Source organism: Mucilaginibacter galii (genome assembly GCF_014635825.1).
Taxonomy (GTDB): domain Bacteria; phylum Bacteroidota; class Bacteroidia; order Sphingobacteriales; family Sphingobacteriaceae; genus Mucilaginibacter; species Mucilaginibacter galii.
The window spans coordinates 296,999-321,361 of record NZ_BMDO01000002.1; the positions used below are offsets into that span (position 1 = coordinate 296,999).

The following is a 24,363-nucleotide window of genomic DNA, read 5'->3' on the forward strand; positions in this document are numbered from 1 at the left end:
AGTCCTCCCTCCCGGGGAGGATTTAGGAGGGGCTTTGTTGTTTGGCATATATCATTTATAAGTGTAGATTTGATATTTATGAGAAGAAAATATTTTGCCGCACTTTGCCTGGCTGCCTTAACCTTAAGCAGCAGGGCGCAAAAAAGCGTGCCCATCACAATTAATGCCGATAAGGTGACCGCACAGGTGAAGCCTACCATGTGGGGCGTTTTTTTTGAAGATATTAACATGGGAGCCGATGGGGGCCTCTATGCCGAGTTAATCAAAAACAGGTCGTTTGAGTTTGGTATGCCACTCATGGGTTGGACGGTTAAAGGCAAGAACCTGAAAGAAGGTGACGCTTTAGTTTTGAACCGTCAGCAACAGCAGCAAGCCAATCCGCGCTTTTTGCGCTTAAACGTGCGTAATGCCTCTTCTAAAAACGATGTTATTTTAAATAATGAAGGTTTCAGGGGTATAGGTACCAAGAAAGGCTTGTCTTACGACTTCTCGATCATGTACCGCCAAGCATCGCCCGGTGTAAAACTGCATGTAGAATTGCAGGACGAAAAAGGGAATGCCATTGGCGAAAGTGTATTAATACCTGCCGAAAGTGGTGCCGAATGGCACAAACAGGGAGTGAGTTTAACTTGTAAGGCAACGGTGTTAAAAGGCAAATTCCAAATATGGTTTGAGGGCAATGGTACCATCGACCTTGATATGATCTCTCTTTTCCCTGGCGATACCTGGAAAAGCCGTAAAGGTGGCCTGCGTGCCGATATGGTACAAATGCTGGCCGATATGAAACCCGGCTTTATCCGTTTCCCCGGTGGCTGTATTGTGGAAGGTAGAGACCTTTCTAACCGCTATATGTGGAAGAAGACTTTAGGCCCTGTAGAAGACCGCGAACTCAACATCAACCGTTGGAACACGGAGTTTAAACACCGCCTCACCACCGATTATTACCAAACTTACGGCCTGGGCTTTTTCGAATACTTCCAGATGGCCGAAGATATAGGCGCCGAGCCACTGCCTATTATCAATTGTGGTATGGCTTGCCAGTTTAATACTGCCGAGGTAGTGCCCATGGAACAGTTAGGCCCTTACGTGCAAGATGCCTTAGATTTGGTTGAATTTGCCAACGGCGCTGTAACCACCACCTGGGGTAAAAAACGTGCCGAAATGGGACATCCGGCACCATTCAATTTAAAAATGATGGGTATTGGTAACGAAAACTGGGGCCCTCAATACCTGGAGCGCCTGGTTGTTTTTACCAAGGCACTCAAAGAAAAATATCCTGAGATTAAAATAGTGAACAGCTCGGGCACCGATCCTAACGGTGATCGTTTTGATTACCTGAACGCATCGCTGCGTAAAAACAAGGCCGATTTGATTGATGAGCACTACTACCGAGCGCCCGAGTGGTTTTTAAGCAATGCCACCCGTTACGACAGTTATGATAAAAAAGGCTCTAAGGTTTTTGCCGGCGAGTATGCCGCCCAAAGCGATGGTATAGCCAAACCCACCAACCAAAACAACTGGCGTACCGCCATTGCCGAAGCCGCTTTCATGACCGGCCTCGAACGTAATGCCGACGTAGTGAACATGGCCTCTTACGCACCCCTTTTTGCCCACGTAGACGGCTGGCAATGGACTCCGGATATGATTTGGGTAGATGATCTGCATGTGTACGGTACGCCTAACTATTACGTACAAAAAATGTACTCTCTGTATAAGGGTACCAGCGTAGTAGGCATCAGCTTAAATAACAAGGTGGTTGCCGGTCAGGATAGCTTGTATGCATCGGCCGTAGTGGATGCCAAAACCAATGAGCTTATTGTGAAGGTGGTAAACGCATCTGCTAATGCACAAACGCGTTCTATACAAATTAAGAGTGCGAAGAAATTACCGGTAAGCGCTATTAATACCTATATTACTAATGATCTAAAGGCGGTTAACTCTTTTGAAAAATCAACCAACGTTAGTCCTCAGGACGAACGTATTGCCGTTAAGGGTAAAAACCTGGCGCTTACGCTAAAACCATATTCATTTAATATTGTAAGGCTGCAGTTAAAATAATTCCCCACGGCTAAAGTATAGATAGTCAGTATACTTGCCTCAAAAGGCGGTTTTTGTAAAAAAGTTCTTGCAGGTAATAACTTAAGTTAAAGTCGGCAAGAACTTTTTTTTGGTGTGCCCGTACAAAGCGGTCTAATCGAAAATACTTCCTTTAAGCCGTATGCGTTTATATACCTCTTTATCCAACATTAAATACTTAGATAAGAGTTACTCCTTAAAGTATCTTTTTATCTCATTTTTGGGAGTACACATTCCGTTAATAGGCATTATTGTATTTGTGCTGATATCTGGCATCAAATCAATGTCGCCACTAATGGTTATAGAGTGTGTATTGGTTTTTACCTTAATTGCCTGCGCCATTACGCTGCTGGTACAAAATGCACTGGCAAAACCCATCATTATTACTAAAAATGCCCTGGTCGATTATCTGGGTAATAAAACGCTGCCTGCGCTGCCGTTAAATTTTAAAGATGAGGCGGGGCTGCTCATGAGCAATACCAACACGGCCCTGCATGAGCTGGATAATTTGATTAAAGAAAAACGCGACTTTATTTACTTGCTGTCGCATGATCTGAAAACGCCGCTGCATAATGTGATCACCCTGGTTCAATTGATGCAGGAAGATTATAATAACCAATCTAAAGACGAGTATTTGCACCTCATCAAGCAATCTACCCGCCATCAGATACAAATGATTGGTAACGTGCTGGATTTGGCCACCAGCGATTTTGCCAGCCTGGCCAACCCCGTCAATATCCATTTAGAACAGGTAATGCACCGCATTGTAAAAGACCTTTACATCAGTTTAAAAAACAAGGAGCTGCAAGTACTTATAGATGTGCCGCTTAACATGCAACTTATAGTGAATGAAGATTTGTTTGCCATGGCGTTAAGCAATTTACTGGTTAATGCTATTAAATTTAGCCCACGTAACACCGATATTATGGTGCGTGCCGTTGATATGAAAGAGCATATTATGATAAGGGTAGTTGATTACGGTATTGGCTTTAAGGCTGGCAAGGCGCCAAGTTTCGAACCATTTTTTAAAGGTAGCCGTCCGGCTGCCGACGGAGAATCGTCTAACGGGTTGGGCTTATACTTTACCAAAAAGATCATCACTTACCATGGCGGCACCATCACTGCCGAAAGTGAAGGCGAAGGTAAAGGTGCCAAATTTATTATCAAGATACCTAAAAGGGCAGCGTAAAATGGTTTTGCTGAAGCTTATAAAACAACAAAGCCGCAGATTTAAATAACCTGCGGCTTTTGTTGTAATTTGGGGTAGCTTTTACTGGTAATTTTCGCTTACGCGGCTATTTACTTTATTCACAGCCTCGTCAGTGTACTGTTTAGCCTTCTCAATCCATTCCGGCGCTCTTTCGTTCCAGTCATCAATAATTGATTTACCATCTTCCACGCGTTTTTTAGTGATGTGTTTAATGCCGTAGGCTGCTGCTGCGCCTACAATTGCCCATTTTAATAAGCCCATGTTGTATAATAATTTAATGTTGTGTCAATAAAAACTAAACAATGCAAGTTTAGTGCCAATTGTAGCTTAACCTGTTGATGCTGAACTTAAAGTGTTTTAACACGCCGGGATTGGTATAGCGGATAACACAAAACCCAGAAGTGCGTGTTTAACCACCTATGCGCCGCTTGCTGCAAAAATGGTTAAAGCAACCTATTATACGTTTATCAGATAAGTACTCTTCACGGCCCGATGCCAAGCGGGTGCATGCTGCCCTTACCGATTTATACAACTCCATCATTGGCAAGCCGGGTAAGCGGGGTGTGGTTATTCCGTTCGATGCCGGGAAAGATAAATTTGTGATCCTTTCAGATCAGCATAAAGGTGCCCGCAATCATGCTGATGATTTTGCCCTGGCCGAAAAAAATTATTTGTCGGCATTGGATTATTACCTGGGCGAACACTACAATTACGTAAACCTGGGCGATAGCGAAGAACTCTGGAAAAACGGAATATTTACGGTACGAAAGTTCAACAAAGCCACCTTTAACCACGAAAAGCTCTTTTTGCAGAACAAGGCTTTCTTTAAAATTTTTGGCAACCACGATCTGTATTGGGATAACGATCCGTTGGCCAGCATTATGCTGCTGCAAATATATGGAGAGCGGCTCAAGGTTTATGAGGGCCTGGTGTTACAAACCAAAATTGAAGGTAAACCGCTCAGTATCTATCTAACCCACGGTCACCAGGGCGATATGCAGAGCGATGGTAATTGGTTTAGCAAATGGTTCGTGTCGAATGTATGGGGTCCGTTTCAGGCTTACCTCGAAATTAACCCCAACACCCCCGCCACTAACGACCATGTAAAAACGCAGCATAACCAAATTATGTACGATTGGAGCAGTCGGCAAAACAACCTGCTGCTCATTACCGGGCATACCCATCAGCCGGTGTTCCGTTCGTTAACACACCTGGAGCGTTTGTATATTAATTTGGAAGAAGCCGAAAAAGCCGGCGATAAGGACAAGGTTAAGAGCCTGCAACAGCAAATTAGCATGCATGTGCAAAAAGGCGAAGATAAGTTTACTTTTCCCGGCTACCGTCCATCATACTTTAACAGTGGCTGCTGTTGTTTTGATGATGGCGACATAACCGGCATCGAAATAAGCGATGGCTGTATGCGACTTATTAAATGGGAGTACAACCCTGCCGGGCAAAGCGAAAGAGTAGTATTGGAAGAAAGCAGCTTAACCGATGTAATGGCCGGCCTGGCCGAAATACCGCAATAAGCCACGTTTAAGCAGCCATTATTGCTAAATTTGCAGCCGATACTATGAATAAAGCCCTCTCTCTTTTTGATTTCTCTCAAAAAATAAATTATAAAAATGAGATCCTGTCCGGTTTAACCGTAGCCATGACCATGATGCCCGAGTCATTATCGTTCGCTATTCTGGCTGGCTTCCCGCCGTTGGTAGGGCTGTATGCAGCCTTTATTATGGGTTTGGTTACGGCAGTATTTGGCGGGAGGCCCGGATTAATTTCTGGTGGGGCAGGGGCTACGGTTATTGTGCTTATAGCGCTCATGAAATCTAACGGTATTGAATACGTATTTGCCGCTGTGGCTCTTGCAGGTGTAATACAAATTTTGGTTGGCGTATTTAAATTAGGCAAATTCATCAGGCTGGTGCCGCAACCGGTTATGTATGGCTTTGTAAACGGACTGGCCGTCGTCATTTTTATGGCGCAGTTAACGCAATTTAAAACAGTGGTAAACGGGCAGGTAATCTGGCTAACCGGACAACCGTTGCTGATTATGGCAGGCCTGGTGGCTTTAACCATTGCCATTGTAATTTTACTGCCGCGTTTTACCAAAGCGGTTCCGCCATCTTTAGTAGCAATTATTGTGGTTTTCGCTATTGTATTGGGCTTTGGTATCCACACCAAAACGGTAAAAGATATTGCAGCCGTAAGCGGAGGGTTTCCACCGTTTCATATCCCGGCCATTCCGTTCAACTTTGATACTTTGAAGCTCATTTTTCCTTACTCGCTTATTATGGCAGGCGTTGGGCTAACCGAGGGATTGCTCACCCTTAACCTGGTAGATGAAATGACCGCTACGCGCGGAAACAGCAACCGCGAATGTGTAGCACAGGGTACTGCAAACATTCTAAATGGTTTTTTCTTTGGGATGGGTGGCTGCCCCATGATTGCCCAAACGCTGGTCAACCTTTCGGCAGGGGCGAGGGCAAGGCTATCGGGTATTATAGCAGCGCTCACCATCTTAGTGATCATTCTATTTGGTGCTCCAGTTATTGAACGTGTGCCTATGGCTGCCTTAACCGGAGTAATGATCATGGTAGCTGTTGGTACTTTTGAATGGGCCAGTTTCCGCATTATTAATAAAATGCCAAAGCAGGATATTTTTGTAGGCATATTGGTGGCCATAATTACTGTTTGGCTGCACAACCTGGCGCTTGCAGTACTCATAGGTGTAATTATCTCAGCACTGGTATTTGCGTGGGAAAGCGCCAAGCGCATTCGTGCTAAAAAGTATGTAGATGCCGCGGGCGTTAAGCATTATGAAATATATGGTCCACTGTTTTTTGGTTCGGTAACGGCATTTAATGAGAAGTTTGATGTAGCTAACGATCCCCAACAGGTAGAGGTTAATTTTATGGATAGTCGCGTTGCCGATATGTCGGCCATTGAAGCATTGAACAAATTAACGGAGCGTTACCACCAGGCGGGTAAAAAGTTATACCTCACCCACCTAAGCAGCGATTGCCGTACGCTGCTTAAAAATGCCGATGAGGTAATTGACGTAAATGTTGTTGATGATCCTGCCTATTTGGTGGCAACGGAGAAGTAAAAAGAAGTTTAAAGGCTTAGGGTATCTTCGCTAACAGCGTAATACTTATTGCGGATCCAAAAAGCCAGGTTAACCAACGCAATGAGTGCCGGTACTTCTACCAGCGGACCAATTACCCCTGCAAAGGCCTGGCCCGAGTTAATGCCAAATATGCCAATGGCTACAGCTATTGCCAATTCAAAGTTATTACCGGCTGCCGTGAACGCTATCGAGGCGCTCTTGGCATAGTCGGCCCCAAGGTATTTACCTGCCCAAAAGCTCACGATGAACATCACCGTAAAGTAGATCATCAAAGGAATAGCGATACGCACCACATCGAAAGGAATTTGAACAATAAGCTGTCCTTTAAGACTAAACATGATTACGATAGTGAATAGCAGGGCAACGAGCGTAATGGGTGATATAAAGGGAATAAACTTCTGCTGGTACCAATTTTTACTTTTGATCTTAATTAATAACAGCCTACTAATTATACCAGCCGCAAACGGAATACCCAGGTAAACACCTACACTTTTGGCTATCTCACCAATGGTTATATGAATTTCTAATCCCCTGAAGCCTAAAAGCGTGGGTAGCACCGTTATAAAAAAGTAGGCATACACACTGTAAAGCAATACCTGGAAAACACTGTTGAGTGCCACTAACCCGGCAGCATACTCGCGGTTGCCTTGCGCCAGCTCATTCCATACAATAACCATGGCTATGCAGCGGGCAATGCCAATAAGTATTAAGCCGGTCATGTATTCAGGCTTATCGTGCAAAAATAGAAGAGCCAGCGTAAACATGAGTATAGGACCAATGATCCAATTCAACAAAAGTGATACGCCCAGTACTTTGGTGTTGCGGAAAACTTCACCTAAACTTTCATATTTTACTTTGGCTAAGGGCGGATACATCATTAAAATGAGCCCAATGGCCAGCGGAATATTGGTGGTTCCGTTCGAGAATGAATTAATAAAGCTGCCCGATGTTGGTACAAAGTAACCTATACCCACACCCAAAGCCATAGCCAAAAAAATCCATAGCGTAAGGTATCGGTCTAAAAAGCTTAGCTGCTTTCGTTTTATAACAGGGTTGCAATTATTGCCGCTCATTGATGTTTAGGTGCTCATTTACGAATTGTTCACTGTAAACTTTGATCATATCCCGTGTGCTGCGGAACGATTGCATTACCTCTTCTTCGGTACCCGTAGCCTTAGCCGGGTCTGGGAAGTTTTGATGAAAACGCTCGGCGGTTGTAGGAATATATGGGCAGCGTTCCTTGGCATTGTCGCACACGGTAATCACATAATCAAATGGTATGTCTGTATATTCATCTACATTGTTAGATGTATGCATTGAGATGTCAATACCATCCTCGGCCATAATTGCAATAGCTTTCGGGTTTACGCCATGGGTTTCAACACCGGCGCTGTAAACAGTTGCGCGGTTACCCGCATAGTGCCTCAAATACCCCTCGGCTATCTGGCTGCGGCAACTGTTGCCTGTACATAACACTAAAATGTTTTTCATAATATATGAGGATTAACAGCAGCCGCTTCCTGGTTCACAAGTTGCGGCACTTGTAGTAGCTAAGTTCTTTAATTGGATAAGCGGCTTAGCGGTAGCGGGTGTACAGCATTCTTCGCCGGTAGCCGTGGTGCCGCAGCTTTGACCGCGGTCTATAGCCTTGCATTGCGTAAAATCGGGGCGCAGGTCAACTACCATGTTATCTCCATCTACTGTGATTTCGCCTGGATACATTTGCCGTGTATCATATACCGAATTACCGAACTCAATTTTAATGGTAGCTATAGGGTTTAAGGGCATTGCTTTTTCAACCAGTTGTATAATAGCCATAGCCTTGCTAACGGTCATGGCACGTTCGCTGTCTTTAACCGAAGGTTCCCATAACTGCACAATAATTTCCGTCCAGGCATTCATCACGCCGCCACAATCCACAGAGGTAATCGGGGCTTGCTTTATTTCGGTGATATGGTAAGAGGCATCTACCAATTGGTTATTGGCATACCTGAATTGCAGGTGCTTATCGGGGTGTATGGCAATAGCGCTTCTAAAGCTTTGCCAATTCATTAACTGTTTAGTTTCCATAGTATATCGTAATATTGCGATGTTTTTAATTAAATTTTTTTAACAGCAGGTGTTAATCGGTTTATATGTTTTTAGCAAGGCATTTATCTGTGAGCCTAATTCTTGCCAAACCGCAGGGTTAATGCAATAGCAAACACTAACGCCTTCAATGGTTCCTTGTATAATACCCGCTGTTTTCAACTCTTTTAAATGTTGAGAAATAGTGGCTTGTGCCAAACCTAACTCGTTTACCAGATCGCCGCAGATACAGGCGTTAGCCTGTATAATTTGTTGCAAAATGGCAATACGTGCCGGGTGAGCCATTGCTTTAAACAGTACAGCCATGCGGTTTTGCTCACTGGTGAATATTTCAGTTTTAGTTAAGCCCATAAATACATTGCAATATTACGATTGATTTTTGATTTTGCAAAATAGGTGAAGATTATTTGGGAGAGACAACATGAATTTTCCGCTTAATTACCCATCTAACAAAAACACAAACAACTCTTTAGGTCCATGTGCACCCAAAACCAGCGTTTTTTCAATATCTGCTGTGCGGCTGGGGCCGGTTACAGTGGTGATCATGCTGGGCAGGCGTTTGCCGTATTTGTCGTTCAGCAGCTTAAAGCCATCTTTAAGGTCTAACACCAACTGAGAGGTATAGGCGAGCACAATATGCACCGGTGGATAAATGCTTAACCTGCGGCCGGCCATGCCGGCGTTGCTCAGCATAATACTGCCATTGCGTGCTACAAGGGCTTCGCACAAAGTAAAGCCAACCTCGGCCTGGTCAAAATCTTTGTCGGTTTCGTAGTAGGGGTACTCATATTGCTCCAATATTTTTTGCAGGTCGGGTTCCCAGCAATAGATCTTGTGCCATTTGCGCTCCTCGGCCAGGTTCAACAGCGATTCGAGGAATTGTATCTCATCTTCACAAAAAACAAACTGACCCGATACCGCCAAAAACTCCTCGGCAAACATAACCTCCAGTATTTCATCCTCTTTGGGCTGGGCATACAAAGGCAGGTCTTCCTGGTTAGGGTAGGGGTTGTCACGACGCTCTAACAAGGCCTTACGTACCTTCTTCAGCATTTTTTCTTTGGACGTGGTATTATCTTTCATGCAAAAAAATAAAGCCACTATTTGCATAGTGGCTTTAAGTATAATCAGAATATTAAATTAATTGTTTTCAGTGCCGTCTATACGGGCAGTTTCGGGGTTAGTAACGCTCTCAGGGATCGCGTTATTATCAACATCCGGGTTTAAAGCCGCTTCGCCGTTCACAAATTTATCATAAGTGGTACGGTTTTCAAACGGACGCTCACCTAAAAGTTCAACCAAATCCTGCTGAAACAATACTTCTTTTTCGAGTAATTTGGCAGCTAACAATTCCAAGCCTGCACGTTTTTCGTTAAGCAGGTCTTTGGTGCGTTGGTAAACGCTGTCAATCAGCTTACGTACTTCCTCATCAATCAGTTCGGCAGTGGTATCTGAGTATGGTTTGTTAAACTGGTACTCACCCTGCGGATCGTAAAACGATACGTTACCCACTTTGCTGTTCATACCATAGATTTTAACCATAGCGTAAGCCAGTTTGGTAATGCGTTCTAAATCGCTTAAAGCGCCGGTAGATATACGCCCGAAAACAATGTCCTCGGCCACACGGCCACCCATACTTACTACCATTTCGTCCATTAATTGGTCGGTAGTATGTAAGAACTGCTCTTTAGGCAAGTATTGAGCATAACCCAACGCAGCAACTCCACGCGGAACAATAGATACCTTAACCAACGGATCAGCATGTTCCAAAAACCAGCCCGATATAGCATGACCAGCCTCATGGTAAGCCACAATGCGTTTTTCTTCGGGTGAAATGATCTTGTTCTTCTTCTCTAAACCGCCAATTACACGGTCAATAGCATCCTGAAAATCCTGCATATCTACCGCAACTTTATCGCGGCGGGCAGCAATCAGGGCAGCTTCGTTACAAACGTTGGCAATCTCTGCACCTGCAAAACCAGGGGTTTGCGCCGATAGTTTCTTGGCATCAACGCCTTCAGCCAGTTTTAACGGACCTAAGTGTACTTTAAAGATTTGCTCACGGCCAATTAAATCTGGCTTATCAATAGAGATCTGACGGTCAAAACGTCCGGGACGCAGCAAGGCTGAATCCAAAACATCAGGACGGTTAGTAGCGGCCAGGATAATGATACCCGAATCGGTACCGAAACCATCCATTTCTACCAGTAATTGGTTAAGCGTATTTTCACGCTCATCGTTACCGCCTACAATATTGTTCTTACCACGGGCACGGCCAATAGCATCAATCTCATCAATAAAGATGATACAAGGCGCTTTATCCTTGGCTTGTTTAAACAAATCGCGCACACGTGACGCACCAACGCCCACAAACATCTCCACAAAGTCAGAACCTGACAGCGAGAAGAACGGAACCTGCGCTTCACCTGCAACAGCTTTAGCCATTAGCGTTTTACCTGTACCCGGCGAACCTACCAGCAATGCGCCTTTAGGAATTTTACCACCCAGGTTAGTGTATTTTTTAGGATTTTTAAGGAAATCTACGATTTCCATTACTTCTTCTTTAGCTTCCTGTAAACCGGCTACATCGTTAAAAGTAACGTTAACCTGCGCTTCTTTATCAAATAGCGTAGCTTTTGATTTACCAATATTAAAGATTTGACCGCCAGGGCCGCCACCTGCACCACCACTCATGCGGCGCATAATAAATAACCATAAACCGGCAAATAACAGCAGCATAATAATGCCTTGCACCAGCCAGTTTGACAGTAAGCTTTCGCGTTGCTGTGCGTACTGGATAGGCACACGGTTAGCATCGGGCACATCTTTTTGCGCTGTAGCTATAGATTGCTTTAAGCTTTCGTAAGAGGCATCTGTAAAAATGTATTGCGGTGCCACGGCATTGCTCATGCTTATTGCACGTTTATCTTTAATGTCTTTGTATTGCGGCTTGGCTTTTAAGCTATCTTTTTTAATGTAAACTTCGGCAATTACACGGTCGCCATCTTTGTAGGCTACCAGTTTCTCAACATCACCGGCTTTAAGCATCTGCGATTCAAATCGCTGAAAGCTTACCTCGGTGGCATTGCTGCCCCCTAATATGTAAGGAACTACCAGCAGGGCTAAAATTACAACGGCGTAAAGCCACATAAAATTAAACCGGGGGGGCTTAGGCGTAATTTTTCTATTCGGAACCCTGCGAAATTTGGGTTTATCTGATTTACTGTTATTATCTTTCATTTTGTTTCGAGCTCATACATTACCATCTTTAAATTAATTAGTACAGGTTAAAAAAGCAGATGGTCAGGCGCTTTTATAGTACTTTATTTCCGCATCGCCCCACAGATCTTCAACGCCGTAAAACTCTCGTTTTTCTGTTTTGAAGATATGAACAACAATGTCAACATAATCCAGTAAAATCCACTCGGCATGTTCAAGACCTTCTTTGCGCCATGGGTCTTGGCCGGTAGCTTTGAAAATTTCGTCTTCTATACTGTTGGCAATGGCTTTAACCTGCGTACCCGAATCGGCATGGCAGATCACAAAATAATCAGACACAGAGCTTTTTAAATTACGAAGATCTAATCTGACGATATCATTTCCCTTTTTCTCCTGAATGCCGTGAATGGCCAGCTCAGAAAGATAAGAGGATTCATTTAGTGCTTTGTTTTTTATCATTAAAAACCTTTAATTTTGAACGATTTGAATGTAATAATTATTATTTACACATTACTACTTTGCAAAATAACAATTTTTTAAGAGCATTTGTTGGGCAAAACCTCATTACCCTAAAAGAAGTTGACTCAACAAATACATTCCTTAAAAATATACTGGCAAATAATGAGCCATTACCTGATGGAACGGTCATTATGGCAGAAAGCCAAATAGCCGGTCGTGGTCAGCAGCAAAACAAATGGTACAGCTCAACTGGTGAAAGCCTCGCCTTCAGTATCTTGCTTAAACCCCATTTTCTTGCGCTTGCAAGCCAGTTTCAGTTAACACAAATAGTAAGCATTGGAGTATACGAAACCTTGCTACCCTTGGTTGGCAACAAGCTGAAAATAAAATGGCCTAACGATATTTACGTTGGAGGGCGTAAACTTGGAGGCATCCTTATTGAGAACCAGGTGCAAGGTAGCGCCATCAAAAATTCGATTATTGGTATTGGCCTTAACGTAAATCAAACGAATTTTCCTGCCTGGGTACCTAATGCGGTATCGCTCAGGCAAATCTTACAAACAGATTATGATTTGAAAGCTTTAATGTTTGAAATTTGCAGCCATATTGAACGTTGGTATTTTAAACTAAAAGAGGGTAACGGTAGTCAATTAAATGAGGCTTACCTGCATTCGCTTTATTGGCTGAACAAAAAAGGGCGGTTTAAAGTGCAAGATGCTATATTTGAAGGCATGGTTACCGGTGTTAGTGCCGAAGGGTTACTACAGGTAATGCAAGATGGCCACGTAAAAGCTTACAATTTAAAAGAGATACAATTTATACATAATTAGAAAACGATGAAGAGAATATATTTAGTGATGTTGGCCATGCTGTTTACCGCCGCAGCATTTGCTCAAATTGAGGCACCTGTAAAATGGAGCTATGCGGCTAAAAAAATAAGTGCTACTGAGGCTGTGGTACTGGTAAAAGCCACTATTGAACCGGGCTGGCATATCTATTCACAAAACTTAAAAGACGGCGGACCGGTTGCCACCAGTTTTACCTTTACACCTGCCAAAAACTACACGGCGATGGGTAAACCTGCCGAGCCAAAGGCTATAACCAAGTATGAAGATTCTTTCAAGATGAATGTAAGCTATTTTGAAAACTCGGTAGTTTTTCAACAAAAAGTGAAGTTGAAAGGTGCCGGAGCCACTACCGTAAAAGGTAAAGTAGAATACATGACCTGCAACGACCGCAAATGTTTGCCACCCGATGAGGTTGAATTTAGCGTTTCGGTAAAATAAGCAGCACCATAATAATAATGAGTATACAACGCAGCCGCCCGGCATTCTTGTTCTTTACCGTACTGTTGGTAGTATTGGGCTTTATATTTAATAACGGCGTGGCTAAGGCGGCCGCAGTGCAAACAGCCGATACCATATCTACAGCCGGCATTGAGTTTACCGAGTCGACCCCGGCAAAGGCCGATACTGCGGTTGCTGTTAATCAAAACAAGCCTACAGCTATTAAAGCTGTTAGTGCAACTGCTGTTAAAGAAACCGAAAAGCCTAAAACGCTTTGGCAAATATTTATTGCAGGGTTAGTAGGTGGCTTTGCCGCACTCATTATGCCTTGTATATACCCGCTATTGCCGCTTACAGTGAGCTTTTTCACTAAAAAAGCGGGATCACGAAGTAAGGGTATCTGGCATTCATTAATTTACGGCATTTCTATCATCGTTATTTATGTAACGCTGGGGTTAATTATCACTTTAGTTTTTGGCTCCGACGCTTTAAACTCGCTGGCTACCAGTGGAGTGTTTAACCTGTTCTTCTTCGTACTATTGGTAGTATTTGGTATTTCGTTCCTTGGAGCGTTTGAACTTCAGCTGCCAAGTTCGCTGGCCAATAAGCTGGATGCCAATTCGGATAAAGGCGGTTTGGCAGGGATATTTTTCATGGCAGCTACGCTGGCCGTGGTATCGTTCTCCTGTACAGGACCAATTATTGGATACTTACTGGTAGAAGCTACTTCCAAAGGAGAACGCCTGGCACCTATTATGGGTATGCTTGGCTTTTCATCGGCGCTGGCTATACCGTTTACCATATTTGCATTGTTTCCGTCGCTGTTAAAATCGCTGCCTAAATCTGGTGGTTGGTTAAATAGTGTGAAGGTGGTTTTGGGATTCCTGGAATTGGCTTTTGCTTTAAAATTTTTATCGGGTGTGGATTTGGCCTACCACTGGAACTGGTTCGACCGCGAGGTGTTCCTGTCTATCTGGATCGCGCTTGGCGTTTTACTCGGATTGTACCTCATCGGCAAGATCAAGTTCTCGCACGATAGCGACCTCAAGTATCTTTCGGTACCGCGCACCTTTATTGCTATTTTGGTATTTGCCTTTACTATTTACATGATCCCCGGTTTGTGGGGGGCACCGTTAAAGGTAATTAGCGGGTTTTTGCCGCCGCCTGCCACGCAAGATTTTATGTTAAGCAACAATGGCGGGGGAGGCGAAGTTGAACCCTCTCAAACAGTTTCTATCAAAGTGAAAAAATATGAAGAACTGTTTAAGCGTGGTAAACATGCTGGCTTGAACGAGTGGTATGATATGGATCAAGCCATGCAGGTTTCAAAAGAATTGAATAAACCCATCCTGATAGATTTTACCGGTTGGTTTTGCGCCAATTGCCGTCGAATGGAAAACGAGGTTTGGAGCGATGCAGCTGTACATAAACGCCTGTCAAACGATTTTGTATTGCTGGAGCTGTATGTTGACGAAAAGCAGGAACTCCCGGCTAATGAGCAGATAGTTTCTAAATTCAGCGGTAAAAAAATTAAAACTATAGGGAATAAGTGGAGCGACTACGAAGCTTCAAAATTTAATGTAAATTCGCAGCCATATTACGTAATTGTAAATGCTAAAGGTGAGGTATTGGTACCTCCTCAGGGTGCAAATTACAGCGTACAAAATTATATTGAATTTTTAGACAGCGGCAAAGCCGCCTATGAGAAAAACAATGGCAGAAATTAAAAATATAGGGGTTTATACCTCAGGAGGCGACTCCCCGGGTATGAACTCTGCTATACGTGCCGTGGTACGAACGGCATTATACTATAACCTCGAAGTTACCGGTATACGCCGGGGCTATGAGGGGATGATTACCGGCGATCTGTTCCCGATGGATCGCAAATCGGTAGCAAATATTGTACAACGCGGCGGTACTATTTTAAAAACCGCCCGCAGCGAAGAATTCAGAACTCCTGAAGGCCGCCAAAAAGCATATAAGCAGTTAAAAAGATATGGCGTTGATGCTCTCGTTGGTATTGGCGGCGATGGTACTTTTACCGGTGCTAAAGTGTTCAGCAATGAATTTGGTATTCCAATTGTGGGTTTGCCGGGTACTATTGATAATGATTTGCAGGGTACCGATTTTACCATTGGTTATGATACCGCCATTAACACAGTGGTAGAAGCGGTGGATAAAATTCGTGATACGGCAGAATCTCATGACCGCTTGTTTATTGTAGAAGTAATGGGGCGTGATTCGGGACTGATTGCCCTGCGTACTGGTATTGCCTCGGGTGCCGAAGCTATTCTGATACCGGAAACCAAAACCAATATTGAAGCTTTATACCATCGTTTAGAGCAAGGCCGCAGAGATAAATCATCCAAGATATTGATCGTGGCCGAAGGTGATGAAGCCGGCGGTGCGTTTGAGATTGGCCGTTTGGTTAAAGAGAAATATCCTAACTACGATACCCGCGTATCGGTATTGGGACACATGCAGCGTGGCGGTCATCCAACCTGTATGGATCGCGTATTGGCCAGTCGTGTAGGTGTAGCCGCTGTGGAAGCCTTAATGCATGGCCACAGCCATGAAATGATAGGCGTTATTAACGGACAAATTTCTTACACGCCTTTCGAAAGTGCTATCAAGCATAATGTAGAGGTAGATGCTAATTTATTAAGAATTGTAGATATACTTTCTTTATAACAAAATAGAATTAACGAAAGGGGCCGGTAGCTATATAAGTTACCGGCCTCATTGCGTTTTATACTTTTAGAAGAAATTTAAATTTCCTCCATAGTACTCAATCTTCGATAAATTTTTTTACCTGAAAAATAAGCTGTTGTTGATAGAAGTATTAACATGATAGCAATGCCTGTAAAGTAACCATAGCCAAACCGCGAGAGGTCACTATAGTTGGTATGTAGGGTTATAATGTTAGCTACTATAATAAAAATTAACAAGCAACTTATAAAAAAGATAAAATACTTCATAAAGTAATGGTCTTTACACTAAAGCGGTAGCTATTGTATAATGAATGGATAATTACTTGGTTACTACGGTTGTAGTAGGGGTGTAAATACCAAAAGTAAGGGCGGCTAATAAGCCGTTTACAAAGCTATGTTTTATAGTTACGGTGTAATCACTTGCGCCAGCTGCAAGTTCATTTGGGTTAGACACGCTTAAAGGTGCTAAACCGTCAATTAAATAATGATTCCATTTTGACACCGAAACGTTTGATTGTGCACCTTTACCTACATTAAAAGTGTTTACATAGCAAGATGATAAAGACATTACAGCTATAACAGCCGCTGAGTAGAAAATTTTTTTCATAAAATGTTATAAGATTAAAGTTGAATAAACTGTAGCAATAATAAGCAAAAACTTATTATTTACTAAACATAAGTTTGGTTTTTGAAAATATTTACTTGTTGTTATTAGTATTACTTATAAATGCTTACTTTACAGGATGGATAAATTACTGATTTCCAGCTATATATTGTGTCGACTTTGCGTGTTTGAGGTCAATGCCCAGCCTTTACGGAAAGACTCGGTGGTTAAAACTGCATATAACGACGTAAAAAGATTTAAACTCTATAAGGAGGAGTTCAAAAAGTTTAAAAAGAATAAGACTAATAGCAATTCCGACTTATTTAAGCCCACAAAAGCAACCGTAAGTGATACCGCCAGTTTAGCAGATTCGGTCTATGTAAATGCGTTTAGGAATGCTGCGTACAATAAAACGCTGAAAAGGCGAACTACCGGGCATTATTTTTTAGTAGGCGGGGCGGTTTATGTGGCAGTAGTTGCAGTAGCCAGCGTTGTTGTATTATTTGTACTTTTAGCCAAAGCCACAAAATAAGTTGGGGAGGAATAAGTACCTATCGGCGGCATTTTTAAAAGTATCATCTATATAAACATTAAGCACATGTGCAAGGCGCTGATAGTTTATATCCTGATTTCCTGTAGCTGTATTTTTGGTGCATCCGCCCAATCATTAAGTCAGTATTCGCTTTCGAAAATTGGGAGGCAGGATGGAACGAGATTTCACCCGGACAGGAAAGGGCTTAGAGCCATCCTTAAAAAAGGAATGAATAAAAGTTCTGACTTCTTTAAACCACATGAAGCTGATGCTTCAACTGCTGCCTACCTTACCGATTCGGCCTATGTAACCGCATACCGGGAAGCTGCTTACATGCGAGCGGTTAGTTATAGCCGTTACACGGGAGGTATACCACCTATGCTGGCATCGCTGATTGCAGGCATTGTGGCGGTAGGAGCCGTTGGAGGCATTTTCTTGCTTTTCCATAAGTTAACTCATTAATCAGCTCAGCAACTTGTGGTTATATTGTTTTTAGTTTTATTATTTTTTTCTATCTTTGCAGCCCCGCAGAAATAACTCCGGGGACATGTTGAATACATAAAGAAAGAAAAATGGCAACTAAAATCAGATTGCAAAGACACGGTAAAAAAGGAAAACCCTTTTACTACATCGTAGTGGCAGATGCACGTGCTCCACGTGACGGTCGTTTTATTGAGCGTTTAGGTTCATACAACCCTAACACCAACCCGGCTACTATCGACATTAATTTTGACAAAACTTTTGAATGGGTAGATAACGGTGCTCAGCCTACTGACACTTGCCGTGCTATACTGTCATACAAAGGTGTAATGTACAAAAAACACTTACAAGGTGGTGTTAAAAAAGGTGCTTTAACTCAAGAACAAGCTGACGAGAAATTTACAGCCTGGACTGAGCAAAAAGAAAACAAGATTTCTGGTAAAAAAGAAACTTTAACCACCACTAAAGGCGAAGCCCGCAAAGCTGCTTTAGCCGCCGAAGCTAAAAAGAAAGAAGAAAGAGCTGCAGCTATCGCTGCTAAAAATGCTCCTGTTGCAGAAGAAGAAGCTCCAGCTACCGAAGAAGGTGCCGAAGCAACTGAATCTAACGAAACAGCTGAGTAATTTTAATACTCAAGTACTATACGCAATAGCGGAGCTGCCCATTAACGGCGCTTCGCTATTGTTGTTTACAGCATAATTAGTTTATGAATACAGAAGATTATTTCAGAATAGGTACCGTAACTAAAACCCGTGGCTTAAAAGGCGAGTTACAGGTATATACCGATTTTGACGGATTGCAGGATATTGACTTCAGCGCTATATTTTTTGAAGTGGCAGGCAAGCTGGTGCCTTACTTTGTAAGCACTGTTAAGTATCCTATGGCCAATACCGCTTACTTGTTTTTAGAAGAGGTAGATCATATTGATAAAGCGGCTATACTGGTAAAGAAAGACCTGTACCTGCCCAACAAATTAAAGCCTGCCAAAGATCCGGATGCATTTACGCTGATGGATTTGAAAGGCTATATTGCTATTGATGAAACCCACGGCGAATTGGGCGAGATTACCGATGTGCTGGAGTACCCGCAGCAGGTAATTGCCTCGGTGCATTATCAAAACCGTGAAGTGCTTTTTCCGCTCAATGCCGATTTTATTAAAGGGATTGACATAGAAGGTGGCGAGGTGTACATTGATTTACCTGAAGGTTTACTGGATGTATACCTGGAAGGATAGTTGAGAAGAGATTACAGAGTACAGAATCAAGAATCCAGATATAATTTGGGGTATTGATATTTCGGTTAAACAATCTGTACTCTTGACTCCATATTCTGTACTCTTACTTTAAATATTATGCGTTTCGATATCATCACTGTACTTCCTGGTTTGCTTGAAAGTCCGTTTGCACACTCTATTTTGCAGCGTGCACAAAAAAAAGGGCTGACCGAAATTCATGTACATAACCTGCGCGATTATTCTACACAAAAACAAAAAAGTGTAGACGACTATCAGTATGGCGGTGGCAGCGGTATGGTCATGACCATTGAGCCCTTTGCTGCATGTATTGAAAAGCTGAAAGCCGAGCGTGAGTATGACGAGATTATATTTATGAGCCCGGATGGCGAAACACTGAACCAGGGCATAGCCAACCAAATGTCGGGCCTGAAGAACATGATGATCTTGTGTGGGCATTACAAAGGTATTGATCAGCGCATACGCGACTTGTTTGTAACCCGCGAGATCTCTGTGGGAGATTATGTACTCTCGGGTGGTGAACTGCCCGCAGCCATTCTTGTAGATGCCCTGGTTAGGCTGATCCCCGGTGTACTGTCTGACGAAACCTCGGCCCTGTCCGATTCCTTTCAGGATGGTTTGCTGGATGCCCCGGTATATACCCGCCCGGCCGATTGGAAGGGGCATAAAGTGCCCGACATCCTGTTGAGCGGTAACACCCCCGAAATAGAAAAGTGGCGCTTTGAACAAGCCATAGAACGCACCCGCCAGCGCCGCCCCGATTTATTGGATGAAGAATAGATGCGGAGATTTAGGTGCGAAGAGCGGGGTTTTGAAAGTCAGGCATTTAGAATAAAATTCGAAGAAGCCTTTTGGGTTAGCAGGTAGTAAAAGTGCTTTGGTTAGCCTTAACAAGAACTTATCTTACCTCGCTCCCTAAACCTCGCAACCCCGCTTCCGTATATTTAAAACTTTTTTCACAAACCACTTTTAATTAATCAAAATTATCCCTATTATTGCAATCCGATTTTTACGGGCTAAAAATCGCTTTAATAGCTTAAAATCATGGATTTAGTAAAATTTGTTGAAGAGCAGTCAGCAGAAAAAAAGCAGCTTCCTTCGTTTAAATCAGGTGATACTGTAACTGTACACTATAAAATTAGAGAAGGTGTAAAAGAACGTATACAGTTATACCAAGGTGTTTGTATACAACGTAACAGCACCGGGAATACCGAAACCTTTACTGTACGTAAAGTGTCTAACGGTATTGGCGTAGAACGTATTTTCCCTGTTAACTCTCCAAACATCGAAAAAATTGAAGTAAACAGCCGCGGTAAAGTGCGTCGTGCTAAGTTATATTACCTGCGCGAACTTACCGGTAAAGCTGCACGTATCAAGGCAAAACGCGTTTAAGCATTTTTACTGATACGTACTTTACATAAGTAATACATTAAAGTCCTGATAACTTTTTAAAGTTGTCAGGACTTTTTGTTTTTTACCAGCTTTCATGCTTGCGAACAATTCTTGTCCATAGTTAGCAAGCAACCTGCCGCCCCTCCACTATTTTTCAAATAAATATTTATTTACACTGTTACCCAGCGTTTAGCTTTTTCGTAACGTATTGTAATTAGCACGGCTATATATATTGTACCTGATTTATTTGAATGAGCATTTTTACTAAGCAGACCACTAAGCTGTTGGAGGGCTGCAAAGCCAACAACCGCGCGGCACAAGAAGCTTTGTATAAGCGCTACTATGCAGATATGCTTAAGCTATGTTATCGCTACCTTAAATATGACGAACTGGCGCAGGAAGCGTTAAACAGCGGATTTTTAAAGGTTTTTCAAAATATAGACAGCTTTGATGAGCAAAAGGGAGAACCCGGAGCCTGGATACGTACCATTATGGTGCGTACCTGTATTGACTTAAGCCGTAAAGAAGCCAGATTTAATGAAAGCATAAGCACCGATGAAGTTGATGATGCCATTTTTGTTAACCCCACCGTGCTCGAAAAACTGTATGCCGAAGATCTGTTAAAACACATACAAACACTGCCAGCCGCAACCCAGCTGGTTTTTAATCTTTCAGTAGTGGAAGGCTTTTCGCACCAGGAAATTGGGGAGCAGCTCCATATTAAAGAAAGCACATCAAGATGGCATTTATCTGAAGCCAAAAAGCAGTTAAAAGCCATACTGGAACCAGCAGTTAATGAAGTTAACGAACCAACTGAAAATCAAAAGAAGTCGACATGAAAAGTTCAGCATGGTATCATAAACTTTGGCGTAAAAAGCTGGATGAATTGCCGGTAAAAGGCAATGCGAATGTCGGCTGGAAATTAATGGAGCAACAGTTGAATGCACATTTGCCGGTGAGTAATGCCGTTACAGGCGGAGGTATGGTTAAACCTTTAGTGAGCAAGTTAATAGCCCTGGTCGGTTATGTATTGCCCGCCGCAGCAATGGTAGGTGTAGGAACTTATGTTGCGGTAAGCACCGGTATAAAGCATAAACATGTAAATAAGAAAATCAAAAAAAACGAGTATCACGTACATAAAGCATCAGATAGCAGCAGGAAAGTGCAATTTGATATTATTGCTCAAGATACGGTGACAGCGGAAGATGCTAAAGAAGGCGATACCGTAGGTCAGATTGCTGTATACAATTCAATGGACAGTAAAAGCATTAATAGCTTAAAATATCAACCAAAGGATATCAGTAGCGACAACAACACGAAAGATGCCGCCGCACGGCTTAACAATAAATTTATTAACGGCAGCACCTCTTCAAACAAGCTAAACATTAATACTGCAAAGTTTGGCAGTAACAATCAAGTATTAAAAAAGAACTTTGTCGGCGTAGCAAAGCTTAGCGGAACTAATTATGGAAAAATTACCAATGGCCAGCGGAGCATTGATGTTGCTAATGGAAAGGTAGATTATAACCGCCGGATGTCCGCAATGCGAAATCCTGATGAGGTGGCTCTGTTTGGCGTACGGCAAAGAGGCAAGCCATTGGTAGTTTACGGAGCTCATACCTCGCCATTCGTTGCAAATCAATTCTCAAATCAAAATGATGCAGGTAAGTATGATTTTCCTAAGAATAAGTATATCAGTAACCAAGTGATTTTTCCTGAAGAGCAATTTCTTGATCGTACAATAGCCATTAAGCCAAAAGGAATTAGGAGTAAGCCTAATAAGGCAGCGGGTAGCCGTACAATTATTGAACTTACTACTCCTGCCTACAATTACGGTTTGCAAGCCGGCCTCACTACAGGCAGCGGGAGCACTGGCTTTTACCTGGGCTTAACAGCAAACTACGCATTAACCAAACGGTGGCTTGCAGAGGGTTCTTTGTTATACAACAGTTCCAGAACTATAACCGGTAATTTTTCTCATCCCAGCTATTATCGCCCCGATTCATCGGCCGCTCTATCGCTCGCCGATTCGAGGAAAGTACAGCCAATTGATGTTTCACTGAATATTCAATACAGGGTAAACAGCCTCATTAGCTTGAAGGCCGGCCCGGTGCTGAGCTTTGCAGGTAAACAATTAAACGTGAGTACCCGGCTGGGCGCTGTCGGTGGTTTCAGGGATACGCTCAGGCGCACTGGTACCATTGATTCTGTGCGTAACACTACTGTGCTTACTAACAAAGTAAACGTAGGTTTAAGCACTGGCATAGGCGTTAACCTCAAGCATTTTAATATAGAAGCCAGGTACCTGTGGCTGCCGCAATACAAAGTAAGTAACAGTTGGGGTAACTACAACCAACCGGCTAACAGGTTGCAAGTAGGGATAAGCTACCTGTTTAAATCAAAATAGCAGCTGATTGCCTTGCGTCAAAGTCCAATCTGCATTGCAGGCTGGCCTTTGTGTTTACAAATTTTGATTTAATTTATGGCTTAGGGTAAGTACGTTTCAACCAGGCCTCCGGTACGGGGATGATACAAATATTCATTGATTTTCCATCTTCCGACAGCATGGCCGACTGGATCTCTATCCGTGTACCATCGGGGCTAAAGGTTGGATGCGGATGATCTGCCGCGGTTTGCTTGTGCCCGGTAGACAGCATCGTCATTTCATGTGTATGCCTGTCTATGAGGTATACACTGCGCGAAAAATCATCGCCTACTGCCCAACGGCCATCTTTAGAGCCCCCTACATGCCATAAGCCGCTGCCGCTTGGCGTTTGCCCGGCTATAACCATTTCGCGGGTGCGGAGGTTTACTATGCCCAAACCAGTCGGCTTCTCGCGTGTGCCCGATGGTCCCCAAGCAGCTTCCTGTCCGGGGTTTGCACCGCCTACTGCCGTGCCGGGAGCGGCTGCACCTTTGGTTCCGGGTACTTTGCGGTGGCCCATAATGGCAATGGCTACCTCGTCGGGCGTAATTACAGCTTCGTGCGTTACCCATTCGGTAGCAGCTTCCGGGTAAAGCGGACGCAAGCCGCTACCATCGGCCTTAACCGTCCAGGTACGTTGCGGCGATTTACCGCCTGTTTCCCAGCAAAAAATAATTTCGCCCGGTATCCAGGGGTTCACCTGGATGTGGCCTATTTGAAACGGCACCGAAACAATGTAGCGTATTTGGCCGGTCTTTACGTTCATAGATGCTAAACCGTTAGGCCCCGCGCCCATTTTACGCGGACCAAAAGCGCTGTCTATTTTAGTGCCCGGCGTTAAATGTTTGTAAGCTTCATCCTTACCTACGTGGAAATAAACCTGGTCTTCGTTGGCATCTAAAGCCATATCGCCACCAGCACCCATTTCGGCGGGTATGGTGCCGCATACCCGCTGATAGGCATTTGCAGGTTGCATCTTGCCGGCCTTGCTGTCGGCTAATACTTTGGCCAGGTCAACTTCAATTACTTGTAACGGGCCGCCGCGGCGCAGGCCATCGGTAGCAGGTGCTGTGCTGCGCATATGGTAAAGCTTCATGCTTTTACGAGCCAGGTTAAGCATACCGGTATAGCCCCCCTCGGTTATTTGTACAATGTCGCCGCTTTTTTCGTTAACCGCGAGGGCTTCGTTCTTTGCCCGGTTAGAGCGGAATACCAGCCATTGCTCATCAGATGTCCATTGCGGGTGGGTTTGATAAATTTTGCTGTCGCCGGCTGGAGTGCTGGTTAAAAAGGTAAGCATAGTGCCGGTCACCGGGTCTTTTACCACCTTGCGTTCGGATGGAAAGCGTTTGCCTATTTGTGCCTGCGCCGATGAAATAATAACCGTGCAAGCCAAAGCGGTAATAAACAAATATGGTTTAATAGTCATAAAAGCAGGATACTTGTTACAGCACATAAACTTTCAGAGAATATATGCTGTACCGATTTAAAGAATAATT

General features: G+C 43.4%; 26 protein-coding genes. 16 read left to right on the forward strand and 10 right to left on the reverse strand.

Annotation, left to right across the window (positions count from 1 at the left end):
• Window positions 1–78 precede the first annotated feature (78 nt).
• A complete protein-coding gene (locus IEV61_RS06305) occupies window positions 79–2,058 on the forward strand; it encodes an alpha-L-arabinofuranosidase family protein (RefSeq protein ID WP_188414841.1) in 1,980 nt (659 codons plus the stop codon).
• A 160-nt stretch (window positions 2,059–2,218) separates the two neighbouring features.
• A complete protein-coding gene (locus IEV61_RS06310) occupies window positions 2,219–3,265 on the forward strand; it encodes a sensor histidine kinase (RefSeq protein ID WP_188414842.1) in 1,047 nt (348 codons plus the stop codon).
• A gap of 81 nt (window positions 3,266–3,346) precedes the next feature.
• Here IEV61_RS06310 and IEV61_RS06315 read toward each other — a convergent pair whose 3' ends face one another.
• On the reverse strand, window positions 3,347–3,547 hold the full coding sequence (locus IEV61_RS06315; RefSeq protein ID WP_188414843.1) for a YtxH domain-containing protein: 201 nt from the start codon (window positions 3,545–3,547) through the stop codon (window positions 3,347–3,349).
• Between the two features lie 158 nt (window positions 3,548–3,705).
• Here IEV61_RS06315 and IEV61_RS06320 point away from each other — a divergent pair, with 158 nt between their 5' ends.
• Window positions 3,706–4,815 carry a metallophosphoesterase gene (locus IEV61_RS06320; protein WP_188414844.1) on the forward strand — a complete coding sequence of 370 codons (1,110 nt, stop codon included), beginning with the start codon at window positions 3,706–3,708 and terminating at the stop codon, window positions 4,813–4,815.
• Window positions 4,816–4,859: 44 nt separating this feature from the next.
• The gene (locus IEV61_RS06325) at window positions 4,860–6,395 is read left to right on the forward strand and encodes a SulP family inorganic anion transporter (RefSeq protein WP_188414846.1); all 1,536 of its coding nucleotides are present in this window, start codon (window positions 4,860–4,862) and stop codon (window positions 6,393–6,395) included.
• An 8-nt stretch (window positions 6,396–6,403) separates the two neighbouring features.
• Here IEV61_RS06325 and arsB read toward each other — a convergent pair whose 3' ends face one another.
• The 7 genes from arsB to rsfS all read right to left on the reverse strand — a co-directional run bounded on the left by arsB (window position 6,404) and on the right by rsfS (window position 12,182).
• Window positions 6,404–7,489: an ACR3 family arsenite efflux transporter gene (gene arsB, locus IEV61_RS06330; RefSeq protein WP_188414848.1), complete on the reverse strand. Its 1,086-nt coding sequence runs from the start codon at window positions 7,487–7,489 to the stop codon at window positions 6,404–6,406.
• Window positions 7,476–7,907, reverse strand: coding sequence for an arsenate reductase ArsC (locus IEV61_RS06335; RefSeq protein WP_188414850.1), 432 nt, complete (start codon window positions 7,905–7,907; stop codon window positions 7,476–7,478). Before IEV61_RS06335 ends, arsB begins: the two co-directional genes overlap by 14 nt.
• A gap of 12 nt (window positions 7,908–7,919) precedes the next feature.
• Entirely contained in the window at window positions 7,920–8,486 is a 567-nt protein-coding gene (locus IEV61_RS06340; protein WP_188414852.1) for a DUF6428 family protein, read from the reverse strand.
• 39 nt (window positions 8,487–8,525) lie between these two features.
• The gene (locus tag IEV61_RS06345; RefSeq protein WP_188414854.1) at window positions 8,526–8,855 is read right to left on the reverse strand and encodes an ArsR/SmtB family transcription factor; all 330 of its coding nucleotides are present in this window, start codon (window positions 8,853–8,855) and stop codon (window positions 8,526–8,528) included.
• An 87-nt stretch (window positions 8,856–8,942) separates the two neighbouring features.
• Complete coding sequence (locus tag IEV61_RS06350; protein ID WP_188414856.1) at window positions 8,943–9,587, reverse strand: LutC/YkgG family protein; 645 nt, start codon at window positions 9,585–9,587, stop codon at window positions 8,943–8,945.
• A gap of 57 nt (window positions 9,588–9,644) precedes the next feature.
• A complete protein-coding gene (gene ftsH / locus IEV61_RS06355; protein ID WP_188414858.1) occupies window positions 9,645–11,744 on the reverse strand; it encodes an ATP-dependent zinc metalloprotease FtsH in 2,100 nt (699 codons plus the stop codon).
• A gap of 63 nt (window positions 11,745–11,807) precedes the next feature.
• Entirely contained in the window at window positions 11,808–12,182 is a 375-nt protein-coding gene (rsfS, locus tag IEV61_RS06360) for a ribosome silencing factor (protein ID WP_188414860.1), read from the reverse strand.
• A 59-nt stretch (window positions 12,183–12,241) separates the two neighbouring features.
• Here rsfS and IEV61_RS06365 point away from each other — a divergent pair, with 59 nt between their 5' ends.
• The 4 genes from IEV61_RS06365 to pfkA are packed head-to-tail and all read left to right on the forward strand — an operon-like array spanning window position 12,242 to window position 16,159.
• Entirely contained in the window at window positions 12,242–13,012 is a 771-nt protein-coding gene (locus IEV61_RS06365) for a biotin--[acetyl-CoA-carboxylase] ligase (RefSeq protein ID WP_188414862.1), read from the forward strand.
• Window positions 13,013–13,018: 6 nt separating this feature from the next.
• Complete coding sequence (locus IEV61_RS06370) at window positions 13,019–13,468, forward strand: protein-disulfide reductase DsbD N-terminal domain-containing protein (RefSeq protein ID WP_188414864.1); 450 nt, start codon at window positions 13,019–13,021, stop codon at window positions 13,466–13,468.
• 17 nt (window positions 13,469–13,485) lie between these two features.
• Window positions 13,486–15,195 carry a protein-disulfide reductase DsbD family protein gene (locus tag IEV61_RS06375; RefSeq protein ID WP_188414865.1) on the forward strand — a complete coding sequence of 570 codons (1,710 nt, stop codon included), beginning with the start codon at window positions 13,486–13,488 and terminating at the stop codon, window positions 15,193–15,195.
• Window positions 15,182–16,159 carry a 6-phosphofructokinase gene (pfkA, locus tag IEV61_RS06380; protein ID WP_188414867.1) on the forward strand — a complete coding sequence of 326 codons (978 nt, stop codon included), beginning with the start codon at window positions 15,182–15,184 and terminating at the stop codon, window positions 16,157–16,159. Before IEV61_RS06375 ends, pfkA begins: the two co-directional genes overlap by 14 nt.
• A gap of 339 nt (window positions 16,160–16,498) precedes the next feature.
• On the opposite strand, the gene IEV61_RS06385 is transcribed toward pfkA, so the two are convergent.
• Window positions 16,499–16,786: a Bor family protein gene (locus IEV61_RS06385; protein WP_188414869.1), complete on the reverse strand. Its 288-nt coding sequence runs from the start codon at window positions 16,784–16,786 to the stop codon at window positions 16,499–16,501.
• A gap of 136 nt (window positions 16,787–16,922) precedes the next feature.
• Here IEV61_RS06385 and IEV61_RS06390 point away from each other — a divergent pair, with 136 nt between their 5' ends.
• The 8 genes from IEV61_RS06390 (at window position 16,923) to IEV61_RS06425 (ending at window position 22,846) form a co-directional block, all read left to right on the forward strand.
• Window positions 16,923–17,315 (forward strand): hypothetical protein, encoded by a 393-nt coding sequence (locus IEV61_RS06390; protein ID WP_188414870.1) that lies wholly within the window; start codon window positions 16,923–16,925, stop codon window positions 17,313–17,315.
• Window positions 17,316–17,543: 228 nt separating this feature from the next.
• Window positions 17,544–17,777 carry a hypothetical protein gene (locus IEV61_RS06395; RefSeq protein ID WP_188414872.1) on the forward strand — a complete coding sequence of 78 codons (234 nt, stop codon included), beginning with the start codon at window positions 17,544–17,546 and terminating at the stop codon, window positions 17,775–17,777.
• Window positions 17,778–17,887: 110 nt separating this feature from the next.
• Entirely contained in the window at window positions 17,888–18,418 is a 531-nt protein-coding gene (locus tag IEV61_RS06400) for a 30S ribosomal protein S16 (RefSeq protein WP_188414874.1), read from the forward strand.
• An 83-nt stretch (window positions 18,419–18,501) separates the two neighbouring features.
• A complete protein-coding gene (gene rimM / locus IEV61_RS06405) occupies window positions 18,502–19,029 on the forward strand; it encodes a ribosome maturation factor RimM (protein WP_188414876.1) in 528 nt (175 codons plus the stop codon).
• 117 nt (window positions 19,030–19,146) lie between these two features.
• Window positions 19,147–19,827, forward strand: coding sequence for a tRNA (guanosine(37)-N1)-methyltransferase TrmD (gene trmD, locus IEV61_RS06410; protein ID WP_188414877.1), 681 nt, complete (start codon window positions 19,147–19,149; stop codon window positions 19,825–19,827).
• A gap of 264 nt (window positions 19,828–20,091) precedes the next feature.
• Window positions 20,092–20,439: a 50S ribosomal protein L19 gene (rplS, locus tag IEV61_RS06415; RefSeq protein WP_188414879.1), complete on the forward strand. Its 348-nt coding sequence runs from the start codon at window positions 20,092–20,094 to the stop codon at window positions 20,437–20,439.
• Window positions 20,440–20,690: 251 nt separating this feature from the next.
• Window positions 20,691–21,278 (forward strand): RNA polymerase sigma factor, encoded by a 588-nt coding sequence (locus IEV61_RS06420; protein ID WP_188414881.1) that lies wholly within the window; start codon window positions 20,691–20,693, stop codon window positions 21,276–21,278.
• Window positions 21,275–22,846 carry a porin family protein gene (locus tag IEV61_RS06425; RefSeq protein ID WP_188414884.1) on the forward strand — a complete coding sequence of 524 codons (1,572 nt, stop codon included), beginning with the start codon at window positions 21,275–21,277 and terminating at the stop codon, window positions 22,844–22,846. Before IEV61_RS06420 ends, IEV61_RS06425 begins: the two co-directional genes overlap by 4 nt.
• A gap of 73 nt (window positions 22,847–22,919) precedes the next feature.
• Here IEV61_RS06425 and IEV61_RS06430 read toward each other — a convergent pair whose 3' ends face one another.
• On the reverse strand, window positions 22,920–24,293 hold the full coding sequence (locus IEV61_RS06430; protein WP_188414886.1) for a TolB-like translocation protein: 1,374 nt from the start codon (window positions 24,291–24,293) through the stop codon (window positions 22,920–22,922).
• Window positions 24,294–24,363: the final 70 nt, after the last annotated feature.